The sequence below is a fragment of the Halovivax limisalsi genome, assembly GCF_023093535.1.
Classification (GTDB): Archaea; Halobacteriota; Halobacteria; order Halobacteriales; family Natrialbaceae; genus Halovivax; species Halovivax limisalsi.
Genome location: NZ_CP095757.1, coordinates 3,191,614 through 3,207,744, shown reverse-complemented (window position 1 = coordinate 3,207,744; position 16,131 = coordinate 3,191,614). Strand labels below are relative to the sequence as shown.

Annotated in this window: 16 protein-coding genes and 1 tRNA gene; 8 read left to right on the top strand and 9 right to left on the bottom strand. The window is 64.2% G+C overall.

The window, feature by feature from the left end; genetic code table 11:
* Positions 1 to 13: 13 nt before the first annotated feature.
* Positions 14 to 565 carry an NUDIX hydrolase gene (locus tag MXA07_RS15030; protein WP_247729408.1) on the bottom strand — a complete coding sequence of 184 codons (552 nt, stop codon included), beginning with the start codon at positions 563 to 565 and terminating at the stop codon, positions 14 to 16.
* 591 nt (positions 566 to 1,156) lie between these two features.
* Positions 1,157 to 1,241: transfer RNA gene (locus tag MXA07_RS15025), tRNA-Leu, on the bottom strand.
* Between the two features lie 119 nt (positions 1,242 to 1,360).
* Here MXA07_RS15025 and MXA07_RS15020 point away from each other — a divergent pair.
* Both MXA07_RS15020 and MXA07_RS15015 read left to right on the top strand, forming a co-directional pair.
* Positions 1,361 to 1,867, top strand: coding sequence for a helix-turn-helix domain-containing protein (locus MXA07_RS15020; RefSeq protein ID WP_247729407.1), 507 nt, complete (start codon positions 1,361 to 1,363; stop codon positions 1,865 to 1,867).
* Between the two features lie 112 nt (positions 1,868 to 1,979).
* Positions 1,980 to 3,209 (top strand): alanyl-tRNA editing protein, encoded by a 1,230-nt coding sequence (locus tag MXA07_RS15015; protein WP_247729406.1) that lies wholly within the window; start codon positions 1,980 to 1,982, stop codon positions 3,207 to 3,209.
* 463 nt (positions 3,210 to 3,672) lie between these two features.
* On the opposite strand, the gene MXA07_RS15010 is transcribed toward MXA07_RS15015, so the two are convergent.
* Positions 3,673 to 4,422, bottom strand: a complete 750-nt coding sequence (locus MXA07_RS15010; protein WP_247729405.1) for a hypothetical protein — start codon at positions 4,420 to 4,422, stop codon at positions 3,673 to 3,675.
* Between the two features lie 17 nt (positions 4,423 to 4,439).
* Positions 4,440 to 7,880, bottom strand: a complete 3,441-nt coding sequence (locus MXA07_RS15005) for an outer membrane protein assembly factor BamB family protein (RefSeq protein ID WP_247729404.1) — start codon at positions 7,878 to 7,880, stop codon at positions 4,440 to 4,442.
* 254 nt (positions 7,881 to 8,134) lie between these two features.
* Here MXA07_RS15005 and MXA07_RS15000 point away from each other — a divergent pair, with 254 nt between their 5' ends.
* Entirely contained in the window at positions 8,135 to 8,752 is a 618-nt protein-coding gene (locus MXA07_RS15000) for a hypothetical protein (protein WP_247729403.1), read from the top strand.
* The gene (locus MXA07_RS14995; RefSeq protein WP_247729402.1) at positions 8,749 to 9,519 is read left to right on the top strand and encodes a hypothetical protein; all 771 of its coding nucleotides are present in this window, start codon (positions 8,749 to 8,751) and stop codon (positions 9,517 to 9,519) included. Before MXA07_RS15000 ends, MXA07_RS14995 begins: the two co-directional genes overlap by 4 nt.
* Positions 9,520 to 9,609: 90 nt before the next feature.
* On the opposite strand, the gene MXA07_RS14990 is transcribed toward MXA07_RS14995, so the two are convergent.
* Entirely contained in the window at positions 9,610 to 9,789 is a 180-nt protein-coding gene (locus tag MXA07_RS14990) for a hypothetical protein (protein ID WP_247729401.1), read from the bottom strand.
* Between the two features lie 123 nt (positions 9,790 to 9,912).
* Here MXA07_RS14990 and MXA07_RS14985 point away from each other — a divergent pair, with 123 nt between their 5' ends.
* On the top strand, positions 9,913 to 10,086 hold the full coding sequence (locus MXA07_RS14985) for a protein translocase SEC61 complex subunit gamma (RefSeq protein WP_247729400.1): 174 nt from the start codon (positions 9,913 to 9,915) through the stop codon (positions 10,084 to 10,086).
* Complete coding sequence (locus tag MXA07_RS14980; protein WP_247729399.1) at positions 10,086 to 10,523, top strand: transcription elongation factor Spt5; 438 nt, start codon at positions 10,086 to 10,088, stop codon at positions 10,521 to 10,523. Before MXA07_RS14985 ends, MXA07_RS14980 begins: the two co-directional genes overlap by 1 nt.
* Before the next feature lie 333 nt (positions 10,524 to 10,856).
* Here MXA07_RS14980 and MXA07_RS14975 read toward each other — a convergent pair whose 3' ends face one another.
* Entirely contained in the window at positions 10,857 to 11,303 is a 447-nt protein-coding gene (locus MXA07_RS14975) for a hypothetical protein (protein WP_247729398.1), read from the bottom strand.
* 158 nt (positions 11,304 to 11,461) lie between these two features.
* The gene (locus MXA07_RS14970) at positions 11,462 to 11,749 is read right to left on the bottom strand and encodes a DUF7565 family protein (RefSeq protein ID WP_247729397.1); all 288 of its coding nucleotides are present in this window, start codon (positions 11,747 to 11,749) and stop codon (positions 11,462 to 11,464) included.
* 189 nt (positions 11,750 to 11,938) lie between these two features.
* Here MXA07_RS14970 and MXA07_RS14965 point away from each other — a divergent pair, with 189 nt between their 5' ends.
* Positions 11,939 to 12,700: a PHP-associated domain-containing protein gene (locus MXA07_RS14965; RefSeq protein WP_247729396.1), complete on the top strand. Its 762-nt coding sequence runs from the start codon at positions 11,939 to 11,941 to the stop codon at positions 12,698 to 12,700.
* Between the two features lie 360 nt (positions 12,701 to 13,060).
* Positions 13,061 to 13,585 (top strand): hypothetical protein, encoded by a 525-nt coding sequence (locus MXA07_RS14960; protein ID WP_247729395.1) that lies wholly within the window; start codon positions 13,061 to 13,063, stop codon positions 13,583 to 13,585.
* A 119-nt stretch (positions 13,586 to 13,704) separates the two neighbouring features.
* Here MXA07_RS14960 and MXA07_RS14955 read toward each other — a convergent pair whose 3' ends face one another.
* Together MXA07_RS14955 and polX are read right to left on the bottom strand one after the other, a co-directional pair.
* Positions 13,705 to 14,169: a DUF5615 family PIN-like protein gene (locus tag MXA07_RS14955; protein ID WP_247729394.1), complete on the bottom strand. Its 465-nt coding sequence runs from the start codon at positions 14,167 to 14,169 to the stop codon at positions 13,705 to 13,707.
* A gap of 98 nt (positions 14,170 to 14,267) precedes the next feature.
* On the bottom strand, positions 14,268 to 16,043 hold the full coding sequence (gene polX, locus MXA07_RS14950; RefSeq protein WP_247729393.1) for a DNA polymerase/3'-5' exonuclease PolX: 1,776 nt from the start codon (positions 16,041 to 16,043) through the stop codon (positions 14,268 to 14,270).
* Between the last annotated feature and the right edge of the window lie 88 nt (positions 16,044 to 16,131).

The following is a 16,131-nucleotide window of genomic DNA, read 5'->3' as shown; positions in this document are numbered from 1 at the left end:
CGAACTGGGACGGTTAGGCGGGGCCCACCGATCCGTGCTCGTCGATCGCCCGAAGCAGTTGTTTCGGTCCCGACGCTCGCACCCGCGGCGGATCGTCGACGATCGCCTCCCTGGCGACGAATCGGGCGTCGGCAGCGTCGCCGCCGACCACGATCTCTCCCGTCGTCGCCTCGCGCGCCACGGCGTAGTTGATCGACACCAGCGAGTGCCCGTCGTCGAATTCGAGATACCCCGTTCCCAGAAGTGACAGCGCGTCGGGAGCGACACGAACGCCAGTCTCCTCTTCGAGTTCGCGCGCGGCCGCGTTCGACAGCGATTCGTTCGCGTCGACGTGCCCGCCGGGCAATGCCCACGCGCCGATATCCGCCCCGGCACCCCGCTCGATGAGCAGGACGGATGCACCGTCGACGACCGCGACGCGCGCCAGCGGCACCGGATTGCGAAAGAATCGCCGCTCACACGCCTCGCAGTACGGAACCGAGGAGCCGTCGACGACCGTCGATCCGAGTCCGTCGCCGCAGGTCGGGCAATACGCCGGCCGCGGTCCCCTCGTCGTCCAGACCATCGTTCGAGCGTCGTATTCCACGGTCGAAAACGTACCGACGCCGAAGGCGTATCGACTCCGACGGCGATTCGACGGCGAACGCACCGACCATCCGGACGGGGGTTCGCCGCCGAACTGACGGTGCCGTCGCTGTCCGGGTGACGTCGAGAGTAAGTTGGTGCGTGGGTGCAGTCCCAAGGGACTCCACCTGCATCGACGCTCGGCGGCGTCTCACGGGCGCTTCGCGCCCATTCGACCGAAACGCGGAACCGGAACGGTTCCACGCGCCCCGCCTCGCGTTTCGTCGCCTTCGGCGACGCATGCGATGCGTGGGACCGGATTTGAACTTCCGTCACTCCGCTTTCGCTTCGTGACGACGTTCGCAGTCGCGATCGCGACTGCTCACCGGCGGACCCCGACGGGACAGCGCCGTCGCTGTTCAATATTGCCTTGGTAGGAAGATGGTGCGTGGGTGCAGTCCCAAGGGACTCCACCTGCATCGACGCTCGGCGGCGTTTCACGGGCGCTTCGCGCCCGTTCGACCGAAACGCGGAACCGGAACGGTTCCGCGCGCCCCGCCTCGCGTTTCGTCGCCTTCGGCGACGCATGCGATGCGTGGGACCGGATTTGAACCGGCGGACCCCTACGGGACAGCGCCCTCAACGCTGCGCCGTTGGCCTAGCTTGGCTACCCACGCTCGCTGTGCACTCCGCACCAAATCCTACCCGGGGGTCGATATAAAAACGTGTTCTTTTCCGGGCGCCCCGGGGTGGGTGGAGGCGGGCCATTCAAATGCCGGAGCGCCGAATTACCCGCATGGCCAAGTACTCGACCGGGTCCACCGGGGGCGGCGGTGGAACCACGTGCGAACTCTGCGGGACCGAGAGCGACTCGCTCACGGAGGAGACGGTGGCGGGGGCGCGGCTGTCGGTCTGTCCCGGCTGTGCGACACACGGCGACGGATCCAAGGGATCGACGTCGTCGTCCGGATCGAACGACCGAGACGAGCGGAATCGAAAGAAGAAGGCCGCCCAGAACGTCGCGAAGGCGACGCCCGTCTGGGACGGCGACTCGGAGCACTGGGAGCGCGAGGGGACGAACTACGACGACGACCCGCTGCCCTACCTGGTATCGGAGTACGGTGACGTCCTCGAATCTGCCAGACAGGACGCGGGACTCACCCGGGAGGAACTGGCCGAGGACCTCGGGGTTCCCGAATCCGATCTCCTGGCGATCGAACAGGGGCGAGCGACGCAGGCCGGCATCGGCGGCGGGCTGATCGACGCGCTGGAGGAACGACTCGACGTCGAACTCGCGGAGTGAGCCGGACGAAGCGAGGTGGTGCGCTGACGCCGAACTCTGGTGGCGAACCTGTCTTCCAGCGGAACGGTCGCGGCGAGCAGATTTTTATCGCCTCCCCTCCCACTGAGCAGTGATGAGCCCCCAACGGGCCGCTGCCGAACCGTACGGAACGCGGTTCGAATCGACGGTGGCGGCCGTCGACGGCCGTCGCGTCTGGCTCGAGACGACGCACTTCTTCGCTGCGAGCGCCGGCCAGCCGGCGGATCAGGGGACGATCGGCGACGTCCCCGTCGCCGACGTCCGCTTCGAAGACGGCGAGGTGGTCCACGTCCTCTCGGACGAGCCCCGTTTTCGGGCGGGAAACAGCGTCCTGTGCTCGATCGACTGGGAGACGCGCATGTACTGCATGCGCGCCCACACCGCGTGTCACGTCTGTTACGGCGCGGCCCGTCGCGTCCTCAACGACGTCGCCTACGCGGGCGTCGAGATCGGGGCCGAGCGCGCTCGCGTCGACGTCGAGACGAACGACGCCGTCGACGACGACGCGCTCGTCGAACTCGACGAACTGCTCAACCAGGTGGTCTGGGAGTCCCGGTCCGTCTCCTGGGATTCGATCCCCGTCGCTGAGGCGCGCGAAACGGACGATATCGCCATCTCCGAGGCGACGGACGACGGCGCCTTCGAGAAGGGCCGCGTTCGCGTGGTGACGATCGGCGACGCGGACAGCGGCGGGGCAAACACGATCAACGCGGCGAGTGATACCTGGGACGCCGCCGCCTGCGCAGGGACCCACGTCAGGAACACCCGCGAGATCGGGCCGGTGACGATCCTCGGCGCGACGCAGCCGCGACCGGGGCGGGTCGGGGTCGAACTCGCCGTCGGGCCGCGGGCGATCGACCGGCGCGCGACGGAAAAACGCGTGACGTTCGCCGCGAGCCGCCAGCTCGGCGTCCCGCTCGGCGAGGCCACGGGCGAGCTCTCGCGACTCGAAACCGAACGCGCGGAACTGGCCGACTCGGTCGACACGCTCCAGCGAGAACTCGTCAGAACCAGGATCGAGGGCGCCGAGGCGTTCGAACGCGACGGGCGCACCTGGGTGGCCACGACGGCCGGCGGCGTCGACGCCGACGAAGCGGGCGAGGTCGCGCGCGAGACGGCCGGCGAGGTGGCCGACGTCGTGGTGGTCGCCGGCGAGGAAGAGTCGCCGTTCGCCGTCGTCGCGGCGGGCGAGGACGCGGATGCAGCGGCAATCCTCCGGGCACTGACGGAGGAATTCGGCGGCGGCGGTGGCGGCTCCCCCGAACTCGCCTGGGGCGGTGACTTCGACGTCGAGCCGGAGGAGGTCGTGTCGGGACTGGAGTGAATTCTTGGTTCTTGTCGGGGTGAATTCGAACGAAAAACGTACTCTCGGTTAGTCTCCACACAGCGGATAGTGGCCCTCGTCGTAGAGCGCATCAGGAACGTACTCGCTGTCGACGCGGACGTCGATATCGTGCGTTCGGGCGAGTGCGACCAGTGCACTCGCTTCCCGTGAGACTCGCTGGATTGGTGGGGAAAACCCGACGTCGTTCCCGACGACATCTTCGACGTGAGACTCATTCGGACGTGTATGTTCTGCTTCCCGCTGTGCTGATTTTACGAACCACTATTTCGCCTTGCCCCCGCAGTTTTCACGTCGACGTATTCGGTCTGCCCATTCCGGGTGACGCCCAGGACGTAGTCGCCGTTACCGGGTTCCACCATCACGTCCGCACTGTCGTCCGCGTATCGGACGGCACTTGTGAACCCTCTCGTTACTCGGTGATTCCCCGGGTGCCAACCCTCTCCTAAGTGGACCCCATTCGTTCTCGATATTCCGTAGTACGTTCCGTTCTCGCGATCGGGATGCCGAGATGGTCTGCAACCTCGACACAGGGCGCTAGGCTGGAGTTGCACTGTTTCGGCGGCTCTCGGACGGCGAGGAAGACGCCGCCGGAATCGAGTTCCTCTACGAACCACGCGGGCGCCGATAGTACGCGATCGCGGCCGATCGTTTCGACGGTCTGGGAGTCGAACACGTTGTATTCATAGAGGGGTGGTGCATTGGATGTCGCCAGTTCTCGCACTGTCGAGTCCGAATCCACAGCCAGGTTTCCCCAGCGGCCAAATCCCCAGTTAGGGTCAAGTAATTCTGCGGCATACGCCAGCACCGACACGAACTGAAATCGTCGTCGATGAAACCCCTGATCCACGTCCTCCGTCGAGGGAACTCTGAACGGGTGAACGTGCTCGCTAAACACAATGTGAGGGACATTCGAGAGGCACTCGTCCTCGTGATCTGGACCGATACTTAGTTCGAATGAACCAAACTCGATTGTGACACTTGCCGCGTATCCTTTTCTGCAGGCTCGTGCCGCATCCATTGACGTTCCGACTTGTTTCTCCATACCTCCTGTTTCGACCCAGCACACGATGTCTAGCGAGCTGGCCGCCGAACTGCTATACGGATGCGATGCGAGAGATTCGAAGAGGGTTTCGAGCGCGTCAACTGTTAGTTGCTCCTCGAACACGTACGCAATTTCGATGAAATCCTTCATACTCTACTTCTAAACGTTCAGTCTGCAACGACTTCCCCTATGCTGTCGTCAATAACGCGGAGATCGATGGCCGCGTTGTTCCACTCGCCGCTTTCTCGTACGGTTTTTTCCCACGAGTCAACTATCCGTTGCACGTCGTCGACGTTGTTGACCTCCGCTGCTCGGATAGTTAACGTGTTCCCGTCGAGTTCCGTCGGATCGTGTTTTTTCATGGCCGTGAGTTTCTTCTTAATCTCGTTAAACGTTGACGATGGTTTCCTTCCAAAATTCGGTTTCGTTTCTACGACCTGACCGGATTTGAGTTTGATGTCCAATTCACCATCAACCCCTTTCGGTCCCACCTGGATATTCATTCGTTCGATGGAGTCTGCACCGATATCGGCTGCAACCGCAACCTCACGGAGTGCTCCATCGACGTTACCTCTCGAGTTCGCAGTGATAAAGTCCTTCACGGGACCGCTGTTGATCCCATCGATGTCAGATATCTCGTTGACGTGACGGGCGAACGCTCCGATCTCGTCCGCTGTGGCATATCCATCGGCGTGCTTGCGCGGGAACGCCGATCGCAACTCCGCGGCACGATCGACGTCGAGGTCCAGGACCGCCTGTAGCGAGTCGTCGTTGAGTTCCTCAATCAGCCGGATCCCAGCCCCGTCGGTGTACCACTCGTCCGGGATCGTGCATCGCCGTGACGTGATGCTCGGTCTCGAAGTTGATGCGCTGCTTGGACAGCCAACGTCGAGTGCACGTTTGAGTGCGGATTCGTCGCCACCGCGGGCGAGATACGAGCCGATGCCCTCGCGCTCTGCTGCCGAGAGCGATTCGAGCTGATCGCTATCGATGTCCGAGCGTCGTAACCGGTCGGCAACCTGCACTTGCCGACCGCTCGACCGCACTGGACCGAGTATTTGCTCGCCAATGTGCTGGCCCACGCCGAGTCCGGAGGTGATTCTCTGCGAAATCTGATAGCGCGAGTGACGAAGCACGGACGTCCGCGTGTGATCCGATCTGGAGGCGTACTTCGCCGCGCGCTGAATCTCCGAGGGACTGAGCCGATCGAGCGCGGAGTCGAGTCGATCGACGCTCTTGACCGCCTTCGCCGCCTCGCCAGCCGGGACGACCGCTTCGAACACGAACCACGTGACGTAGCCGGCGTACCAGCCCTCCCGGTAGGCCTGGTAGAGCTCCGGCTGTGCCTCCGAATCGTGCGGGTTGTTCAGTTCCTGCTGCTGGTGGACCTGCTCCGGGAGGGCCTCGATAATCTCGTCGTAGTTTTCGATGGCGTCGACGACCTCCCTGATCGACGGAATCAGACCGAGGGGGTCGTGGTACAGCAATCGGAGCAGATCGATCGTCTCGCCGAGGCCGGTCGAGGCCCCAGACATCGTGCCGAGGTGTCGCTCGATCTCGGGCGTCGTCAGGCCGTGCTCGCTCAGCCGGTGGGAGACGTCGCCGAAGACGTCATTCTGTTCGCGCGCGACCGCCGAGACTTCGTTCCCGTGGTAATCCGCAGCCTCAACGGTGATCGTTGCACCGGTGAACAGGTCCGTGACCGCGTCGACCGGGCCGAGTTCGAGGGTCGTCTCGAGGTCAGCCGTCGTTCCGGGGTCTTCGAAGCTGGCCTCCAGGTCCCCGTCGCGGCGAATCTCGACGGCCTCGATGCCGGTCGGGTCCTCGACGGTGACGTCGATTTGGTAGGAGGCGGAGACGTTGTCCGGCTCGAATGAGGTGTCGTCGACCTCGATCAGCGGCGGGCTCACCTCGAAGAGCGTCGGATCGTACTCGGCCGTACCGGCCTCGACGTCCGGCGACCCGTCGCCCGTCGTATCGTTCGATCGCGGGTCGGTCCCGAGGGCCTGTTCCTCCCTGTCGGAGAGACCGTCACCCGACGTATCGTTCCGGAGAGGATCGGTCGTCACCCACTCATGGGTCATGTAGGTTTCCGACGCTCGGGAGACGGCGCCGAGGTCCTCGGCGTCGCTGACGGCCTCGAAGAAGCCCACCGTGTCGTTGAGCGATGACGTGTACGCGATCTTCCAGCCGACGAGTTGCTCGTAATCGGTGAGTCCGTCGCCCGTCGAGTCGATCCGGGACGGGTGAGCGATCGCGTCGGTGACCGCGGCGTCGACGTGCGTCTCGTTGCCCGCCTCGGTGACCTCCCACTCGATGTCGAGGAGCACGTGATCGTGGATCCCATCCCCGCTCGAATCCCGCACCGTCGGATCCAGCTCGATCGGGTCGCCGGCTACGTCGGACCCGTCCTCGGGCATGTGCAGGTCCGCCGACGCCACGACGTCCGGGATACAGTCGTCGTTCGAGTCCGCCAGTTCGAGGTCCGGACACGGATGAACGTGGCCGAGGGTGCCGTGCTCGACGCGTGACCCGTCGCTGTCCGCCGACCCGCCCGTGTCGAACGCCGTGAGATTCCCGTCGTCGCTACCGACGACCAGGGTTCCGTCGACGACCGTCGGCGACGAGCGAACGGCCTCGTCGGCAGCGTCGAACCGGGCTATCTCGTCACCGGTCGTCTCGTCGACGGCGTACACGATACCGTCGTCCGCTCCGATGTAGACGGTGTCTCCCGCAACCGTCGGCGATGAACTGATTCCGCCCTCGGGGCCTTCGAACGGGAGTTCGCTAAACGCCCACCGGATCACCCCGGTTTCGGCGTCCACAGCGTAGAGGTTCCTGTCGGCTGATCCGACGTAGACGACCCCGTCGTCCACAGTCGGTGTCGACGGGATTGCACCGTCGGGCTGGTAGAACGACCACCGCTTTTCGCCGGTTTCGGCGTCTACGGCGTACAATGACTCGTCGTGCGAACCGACGAAGACGGTCTCGTTGGCGACTGTCGGCGAGGAGAACAGTTCTCCCTCGGGGTCCTCGAATTCCCACTGTTCCTTTCCGTTCCAGGCATCGAGTGCATAGAGCGACCCGTCGAGCGAACTCACGTAGACGGTGCGATTGACGACTGTCACAGACGAAGCGACGGGACCCATCGGTTCTCCATCGGAGCTGTGTCGATCACCCGAGAAACGCCATTCGAGGGTTCCGCTCGCCGTATCGACCGCATACACGGTACTATCGAGTGCGCCAACGTAGACGGTCCCACCGACGACCGTCGGCGACCCGTAGATCCAGTTCGAGGGTCGATCGAATGCCCAGCGCTGCTCACCGGTAGCCGCGTCGATGGCGTACAGCGTCTCGTCGTGAGAGCCCACGTAGACCACCCCGTTGTCGACGGTCGGCGAACCGGTGATCGCTCCGTCCGGTTCGTCGAACTCCCACAGCTTGGTTCCAGTCTCGAAATCGACGGCGTAGACCGACCCGTCACTCGAGCCGACGTACACAGTTCCGTTCACGATCGTCGGCGAGGATTCGATCGCTCCGTCTGCCCCGTCGAATTGCCACGTGGGGTCCAACGGCGTTGATCGATTGTCGTCCAGCCGCCCCTCCATCCCAATCGGCGAGGTGTTGTTATGGTCAATATCCGGCTTGTTGGGACTGATTCCGATATCGTACGAATTCCCTAACTCGCCAGCTATCACCGGTCCAGCCACCGGTGTCATCGCCAAAAGAATTGCAATGGCGACTGCTAGAAACCGATCGCGAGAGTTAATCATTAATGGAGGTATTTACCACAAACTGAAATATGTTACTATATGAAATTCTAAAAAGTAATTTATATAACGAAGCACTCTAAATTGTGGCTATGGGATTTAGCGACTGGAAATGGGTTGGCCAATCGGAACACTTCCACCAGAGCGAGACACGGGCGTTCGAAGGCGATCGATCACTCTTCGTCGATGGACAACGAAACCATTCCGCGAAAAACATGGCCATCCTCAAGCAGTCAATCGACGACTCACCGGCCGAAGCGCAGTTGGAAACACACGCATATTGTGGAAATTATGGCTCGTTCGGGATGGCGTTTAGGTGGCAAGACGAACATAACTTCTATGCTGTCGATTCGATGCGTTTCCTTGACAACTCCACTGCCGATCGAATTGGTTTATATAAGGAAACCAATGGAGATGGCACGACCGTCAAAAAGATTCAGATGCGAAACACCCCAAATCAAAATGGTGAGTGGTTTCAGTTTCGGTGCACGGTGTTCGAGTCGGAAGGCGACGTCCATGTTCGTCCGGAGTTCCGTGAATCGATGGAACATGAGTGGACTCGCTACAATGAGAATGAGGACTTAATCGATTCTAATCCGGGCCTTGCTGATGGTGGAGGCGTTGGTATGGTTTTCTATAATCCCTCGTCAGTGGACGGTCATTCCAGAAATCATTGGTTTGACCGGACGCGGATCTACTACGATAAATGAGGAGCGATGTGTCCAATCGCCGTCGCCGAATCCTAGGGGGTTTCGCTGGCCTCTGGCTCACCGGTACAGGTGCCGGTCAACAGGTATTTTCGGACAGTAACCAGGACGAAGAACCCGTCGAATTTTCGCTAAGCGTCTCGATTCGACAGTCAGAACCAACCGTCGGAGATGCGACGTTCATCGACATTACCGTACCGGACGAGCAGATTGAGGCCGTCGACACGTGGTGGATCGTGTTCGGGGACGGGTCACTCGCTCGTAGCGAGACGATCGACGGAATTGGTCACGAACTCGGCGAATCGGTCCCCGGAACCACGCTGATCAGTCGCTCTCACATCTACAACGGGCACGGTGAATTCCTGCTTCGCGTCTTGGCCGAACTTGATGACGGTACCCGCATCGAGGAGCGTGAAGCCGTGACCGTGAGCCGATACGGAAATCTGGTCTTCGGCGAGGATTGGTTTCCCGATCTCCTCGGGCCATTCGACGATCTGGTCCACGAGGACGGCTGGAGCCCGGACTTGCTTCCGTCGTTTGCCGCGCCAGTACACGAGGAATCGTGGGATGCGGAGCTGACTGACCCGAATATGACGCTGGCTCACGAATCGTCGTGGGATTCTTCGATCGTTCCACCGCTGGACGACCTCATAGCTCAGGAGGACTGGAACGGTATTAGCAGCCCCGCTTTCGGCGACCCAGTTCACCAGGAATCCTGGGAAACTGGGACGGCTCCCGATGGTAATGTCGCTTCGAGGGTTCCAGCGTGACGGACGCCGCGTAATCGACAGATCGAGGTCCCGGTTCGCATTCGAGCGGCTCCGCCGACGTGTTCACCGATCGGGAGGCGATGAAGAGCGCTACTCCGCTTCGTTCTCGCTATCTTCCTCGTCCCGTCGCGGCGCGCTCTGGGTGCCGACCGCCTCGTCGTCGGCGTCGACTTCGTCCGGATCGCGCCCGACGCGTTCGAGTTCGTCTTCGATCTCGGCCGCTCGTTCGGCTTCGAGTTCGTCCGCGCGGTCGGTATCGTCTTGAGCCATGGACCCGCTTCGAGAGCGAGACGCTTGATGGACCGGCAGTCAGGTGCAACGGTCTGGGCCGACGATGCGTCGATCGGCCGACGGAAAGACAGATAAAAGAGCGTCCACGTTGTTGATCCAGCTATGAACGTACCCTACGATCTCACGTCGTACGTCCGCGTGCTGAAGATGGCGACGACGCCGACGAAAGAGGAGTTCTACCAGGTTTCGAAGATCGCCGGCGCCGGCGTCCTCCTCGTGGGAATGCTCGGCTTCATCATCGGGGTGACCATGGGTCTGCTGACCGGTGGCATCTGATGGGCATCTACGCCGTGAAGACGACGGCGAGCCAGGAGCAGACCGTCGCGGACATGATCATCAACCGCGAGGAGGAGGAAGTCCACGCCGCGCTCGCGCCGGACTCCCTGACCTCGTACGTGATGGTCGAAGCCGAGGGCAACGCCGTCCTCGAACGCGTCCTCGAGGACATTCCCCACGCCCGGAGCATCGTCCCCGGCAAGTCTGACATCTCCGAAGTCGAACACTTCCTCTCGCCGAAACCGGACGTCGAAGGGATCGCCGAGGGCGACATCGTCGAACTCATCGCCGGCCCGTTCAAGGGCGAGAAGGCCCAGGTCCAGCGCATCGACGAGGGCAAGGACCAGGTGACGGTCGAACTCTACGAGGCGACGGTCCCGATCCCCGTGACGGTGCGAGGCGACCAGATCCGCGTGTTGGACAGTGACGAGCGGTGAACGGAGTGAACCGCTCGTCGGGGATTGCGAGCGGGGAGTGCGCGGCGCTACGCGCCGCGACCGTCGAGGCGGTGAAACCGCCTCGCAACGCCCGCGAGCCCAGTGACGAGCGCCGACGCGCTCGTCAAGCAGTCAGCGTGGCACTGCCGCGCTGAATATAGCGACGAACGATAGTTCGTCGGACCATGCGAACGGCGCGTCGCGCCGTGAGCAGACAGTGACGAGCGCTGAGGATCTGGCACACGTTTCACAGGCAGCCAGGCCTAACGGATAGAACTGGTGCGATAACGGCGCGGATCCGATAGACGCTTCGAACGCAGGTGTGCGCTCGACTCAGTGCGGTCGGCTTCGGGTCGTTTCGCCCCCGTCGTTTTCTATCACGTGAACGGTCTCCGGCGGTTGGCCATCGAAGGTAACGACGGCACGATATGAAATTTCCTGGTTGATATCTTCACACTCGGTACTCCCGACGTGCTCTCGGGTGACTCTGATCTCCAACCGGTCCGCGGCCTCGTCGTATGCTGGCTCAGCCAGGGTCGGGTTGTAGCAGTAGTTACCGATCGCGTAGGTTCCGATCACGACGATTTCGCCCGCTTTGAACGAGACGATCGGGTCGTCGGCTGTTTCTATAGCTGTGTCCACTCCTGTCTCGAACGTCGTTTGGATCTCCTCCGTCGACCGTTTTCCGGGCGTAGAATCGGCTGGCTCTTGAACGCAGCCGCCAACGCTGGCGACGGCAGCAGCCGTCGCGGACAAGATCGCCTCTCTCCTATATGCCATCGTATTCTAATTCCTGTATCTATCACTAATACGTACCACTTCGATGCCGCGCCTATTTCCATTACGCCCATATTCGAGACGTGGAGGTACACGTCTGCGGAGCCTGTGTCGGTGCGCTCGGAATACTCGCGGTCGAGGGGACGGGACCGTCGGGCGGGTCAGCCGTCGAGGCGGTCCGAGAGCGCTTCCTGATCGACGACGTCCGCGATCTCGTCGAGGAGCGATTCGCGACACCGGACGTCGGAGGAGTCGGCGCCGTAGGCGCGGACGTACTCGGCGCGGCTGTGTTCGGTGAAGGCGTGGTAGATCGCCAGGTAGCCGTCCGGGACGACGGACCCGCAGACCTTGCACTCGCGGCGCTCGTGGTCGCTCGCCTGGTGGACGATCGCGTCTTCGACGGTGTCGAAGCGCGAGCCACAGCCCGCGATCCCGCACTCCCAGACCATTCGAGCGTTGATTTACGGGCGGTCCTATTGGAACTTTCGCCCGTTTCGAGCGGCGAGGGCGTCCGTGTGTCATACCGCCGAACGTGTCCCGTCGAATGTCCGAGAGCGGTTCATCGGGCCACTCCGCGGGTGATCGGTCGCGCCGGGCCGACAGAATCGGAAACGATAACGTCCGGTACGCGAGAACGAGTGAGTGTGTCCGAGGAGTATCGCGTCGACCTCCACGTGAAAGTCCTGGACGAGGCGGTCGTCAGCCGGGCAAAGCGCGTCGGACTCAACGCGCTGGTGTACGCGCCCCACTTCACGCCGCTGGACCGAATCGAACGCACCGCGAGCGAGTACGCCGACGACGATCTCGACGTGATCCCCGCGCGGGAGATATTCACCGGGTCGTGGGCGAACCGAAAGCACGTGCTCGCGCTCGATCTCGACTCGCCGATCCCGGATTTCATCTCGCTCTCGACGGCGGTCGACGAGTGCGTGCGCCAGAACGCCGTCATCCTCGTTCCGCATCCCACGTTCGCGACGGTAAGCCTCGGAGAGTCTGAGCTACGAACCTATCACCACGCGATCGACGGGATCGAGCTGTTCAACCCGAAACATCTGCCGTTTCACAACCGACGCGCCAGTCGGCTGGCCGACCGCCTCGACCTGCCCGGATTCGCCTCCTCGTACGCCCACATCGGACGAACGGTCGGGGCTGCCTGGACCGCGTTCGAGGCCGTCGACGGGCCGGAATCGCTGTCCGACGCTCTCAGAACCGGCGGGCCGCGAACCGTCACGCACCAGCGGGGCGCCGCACGGGTGGCGACGACGATGACCGAACTCGCCCACCTCGGGTGGGAGAACACCTGGACGAAGGCGAAACGCCTCTTGCGCCCCGACCGCGTACCGACGCACCCGGGGAACCGTCGCTACCGCGGTCGCTTCGACGACGGCGCCGTCTACTGAGCAGCCGCCTCCCGCAGCCCGGCGACGGTCCGCGATGGGCGTCGCCCACGTCGGCGGATTTCAGTTGCTCCCGCGTCGATACGGTCGAGATGACGTCTCGGCCAGACTCGGGTCTGTCGAGGCCGCGATGCACGGAGGAATCCGGGACGAGACCGTCGTGCGAGCCAGCGGGCAACGAGCCCCTACTGCGACTGCTGTGAACGCGACGGCGGCACGGGCCGGTGGCGGCGCCGCGGCGGCGTTCCACCCGGTCTCCGGCGGCCGTAAGGAGCACCTGGGTGCTGGTAGGAAGCGAGTGTGATCGTCGGCTGCCGGAACAGGGGCTCCTTAGTAAACTGGCGGGAGGGGGTCGCGATCCATATGGATCGACGATCCGTCATCCTGGGAAGTGGTACCGCCCTCACGATCGCGCTCGCCGGCTGTATGAACGACGACGATGGCGATGCGGAGCCGACCGAGGACGTCCGGACGCGCGGCGGCGACGGGAGCGACGGCGGCGATGGCGGAAGCGGTGGCGACGGCGGGGATGGAGGCGACGGCGGCGACGTGCCGGGGATCGACGTCGACGACCTCAACGATCTCACCGAGCACGTGAAGATCCGGTCGATCAAACTCGACGGGAAGACCCTCGTCGTCACCGCCGACGTCGTTCGGGACGACCGGAAGAAGGCGATGGCCGAACTGGGTCGCGGATTGCAGAAGGGAGTCGATGACGTCGAATCGCTCGTCGAAATGGTCGACTGGCTCGAGGTCACGCTCTTCGACGGCGGTACGCGCGTGTTCACGACCACGATCAACGTCGACTGGGTCCGACGGCTCGTCGAGGAGGAGATCGACCCCGAAGAGCTCGCGGCCATGCTCGAAGACGAGATGGACGCCGACTGAGGGGCCGGCGATCGAGTGACGTCGGTCCGTTCGCGCGCATCGTCGCCGTGTTCGCCCTTCGTTCCCCGCGATTCCGTGGTAGTCACCGTTTCGTCGACGATTCCGTTCGTTCGGCCGGGTTACGCGTCGTTCACGTCCCGTTCGAGTGACGCGAGCGTCCGCCGAACTCGCTCCCAGTGACTTCCCCGCCAGAAGTGCTGCCCGCACTCGCGACAGCGCCAGGTGGATTCGTCGCTCGGGTCAGGCGCGTATTCGGGCGTCGAGTCAGCTGGATCGACCGGGACGAGCGGTCCGTTGCACGCGCCACAGCGGGTCGGCGCTGCGGGAAGGGTCAGGTCGACGCCGGCCGCCGCGAGCGCTTCGAGCTGTCCCGTCACGTCGCGGGCGTCGAGCAGGATCGACGACGCGGCCCGAGACGCGAGTTCGACGTCGCGCGTGAGGACCGTTCGCTCCTCGGCGTCCGCGACGGCGAGGACGTCCGCGTCGGCTTCCAGGCCTCGATCGCCCGCGTAGGCGGTATCGTGGCCGCACATCCGGAGGTAGGGGACGAGCCGCCCGCACATAACGTCGACGAGCAGTCGCACGTTCGGGCTTCGAGCGGAACCGGTAAATCTCCGATGGGTCGAACGGGACGGCGAACGCAGCACCCTCCGTCGGGCCCGGGACGAATCGTCCGTTCGTTTCAGTGGAGGAAGGCCTCGAGATCGGATCGCTCCCAGGTGTTGACGACGTCACCGGGTTCCGCCCAGCCCCGGCGAGCCGTGTGGACGCCCCAGCGGACGTATTCGAGGGTCGCGGGTCGGTGGGCGTCAGTGTCGATCGCGATCGGTGCCCCTTCGTCGATCGCCGCCTGGACGGCGCTCCCCCAGAGGTCGAGCCGGCGCGGGTTCGCGTTCACTTCGAGGGCGGTGTCGCTGGCCGCGGCCGCCTCGCCCAGCGCACCCGCGTCGATGGCGAGCCCCTCGCGTTCGTTCAGCAACCGGCCGCTGGGATGGCCGAGGATGTCGACCGCCGGGTTCTCGATCGCGCGGACGAGGCGCTCGCCCGCGCTGTCCGGATCCTGGTCGAGCGCGCTGTGGGGCGAGGCGACGACGACGTCGAGGGCGTCGATCACCTCGTCCCCGAGGTCGACCGCACCGTCGGCGTCGATATTGGCCTCGATGCCCGCGTAGACGCGGATCTCGGACTCGTCGTCGACGGCGCGGATCGCCTCGACCTGTTCGAGGATCTCCGCGTCCGAGAGGCCCATGCCGCCGACGACGCCGGGGCCCTCGGCGTGGTCGGCGACCGCGTAGTAGTCGTAGCCCCGGTCGGCGGCCGTCTCGACCATCTCCTCGATGGTGTTGTTGCCGTCTGACCACTCGGTGTGGGTGTGGAGGTCGCCGCGGATGTCCTCGACCTCGACGAGATCCGGGAGCTCGCCCGCCGCCGCGGCGTCGATCTCGCCGCGATCCTCGCGGAGTTCCGGCGGGATCCACGGCAGGTCGAGCGCGGCGTACATTCCTTCCTCCGTCTCGCCCGCCACTCGCTCGCCCGCTCGCGGCCCGCCGCCGACGTGAGTGGGGTCGTCGTCTTCGGCCGCGGCGAGGTCGGAGACGTCGAATGCGCCGTACTCGTTGAGCTTCATCCCGCGCTCGATCGCGTAGTTGCGAAGGCGGACGTTGTGGTCCTTGCTGCCGGTGAAGTACTGCAGCGCGGCGCCGAACTCCGCCGGGTCGACGACGCGCAGGTCGACCCGGATCTCGCCGACGCGGACGCTCGCCTTCGCCGGCCCGGACTCGATCTCGTCGTCGACGGAGTCCCACGCCAGGAGGGCCTCGACGACGGCCTCCGGCGCCTCGGTCGCGGCCAGCACGTCGACGTCGCCGATCGTCTCGCGCCAGCGACGGATGGAGCCGCCCACGGTGGCCCGCTCGACCTCTTCGACGTCCCGGAGGTAGGCGAGCACGTCGTCCGCGAGCGGCCGCGCCTCGCCCACCAGGTGGCGCTGGCCGACCGTCCGCGCGAACTCGAGGTTGTCGAGGATGTTCTGTTCGGTCTTCGCGCCGAACCCCTTGACCTCCCGGATTGCCCCGGCCTCGGCGGCCGCCTCGAGGTCGTCGAGCGTCTCGATGCCGAGTTCGCGGTAGAGCGTGCCGACCGTCTTCGGGCCGACGCCCTCGATACGGGTGAGGTCGGCCATGTCGACGGGCAGCTCCTCGCGCAACTCTTCGAGTTCTTCGATCTCGCCGGTCTCGACGTACTCGATTATCTTCGAAGAAATGGCGTCGCCGACGCCCTCGATGTCGTCGATGGCGTCCTCGTCGCCCGACTCGACCGCCTCCGCGATGGGGACGGGGTGGGCCAGGATGTTCTCGGCCGCGCGGCGATAGGCGCGGGGTTTGTACTCGACGTCGTCGGCCTCGAGCAGGTCCGCGAACTCCTCGAAGCGGGCGGCGAGCTCCGCGTTGGTCGTCATGGGCCTCACTTGGCGGGCCCGCCCCTTAGTGTCTTACCGCCCCGAGGGGCGGCCTCCAACTGCCCGGCCGATCACCGCCCGCGCCGGC

Coding starts and splice junctions, on each gene's coding strand:
- MXA07_RS15030 (WP_247729408.1), bottom strand. CDS start 565: ATGGTCTGGACGACGAGGGGACCGCGGCCGGCGTATTGCCCGACCTGC.
- MXA07_RS15020 (WP_247729407.1), top strand. CDS start 1,361: ATGGCCAAGTACTCGACCGGGTCCACCGGGGGCGGCGGTGGAACCACG.
- MXA07_RS15015 (WP_247729406.1), top strand. CDS start 1,980: ATGAGCCCCCAACGGGCCGCTGCCGAACCGTACGGAACGCGGTTCGAA.
- MXA07_RS15010 (WP_247729405.1), bottom strand. CDS start 4,422: ATGAAGGATTTCATCGAAATTGCGTACGTGTTCGAGGAGCAACTAACA.
- MXA07_RS15005 (WP_247729404.1), bottom strand. CDS start 7,880: ATGGAGGGGCGGCTGGACGACAATCGATCAACGCCGTTGGACCCCACG.
- MXA07_RS15000 (WP_247729403.1), top strand. CDS start 8,135: ATGGGATTTAGCGACTGGAAATGGGTTGGCCAATCGGAACACTTCCAC.
- MXA07_RS14995 (WP_247729402.1), top strand. CDS start 8,749: ATGAGGAGCGATGTGTCCAATCGCCGTCGCCGAATCCTAGGGGGTTTC.
- MXA07_RS14990 (WP_247729401.1), bottom strand. CDS start 9,789: ATGGCTCAAGACGATACCGACCGCGCGGACGAACTCGAAGCCGAACGA.
- MXA07_RS14985 (WP_247729400.1), top strand. CDS start 9,913: ATGAACGTACCCTACGATCTCACGTCGTACGTCCGCGTGCTGAAGATG.
- MXA07_RS14980 (WP_247729399.1), top strand. CDS start 10,086: ATGGGCATCTACGCCGTGAAGACGACGGCGAGCCAGGAGCAGACCGTC.
- MXA07_RS14975 (WP_247729398.1), bottom strand. CDS start 11,303: ATGGCATATAGGAGAGAGGCGATCTTGTCCGCGACGGCTGCTGCCGTC.
- MXA07_RS14970 (WP_247729397.1), bottom strand. CDS start 11,749: ATGGTCTGGGAGTGCGGGATCGCGGGCTGTGGCTCGCGCTTCGACACC.
- MXA07_RS14960 (WP_247729395.1), top strand. CDS start 13,061: ATGGATCGACGATCCGTCATCCTGGGAAGTGGTACCGCCCTCACGATC.
- polX (WP_247729393.1), bottom strand. CDS start 16,043: ATGACGACCAACGCGGAGCTCGCCGCCCGCTTCGAGGAGTTCGCGGAC.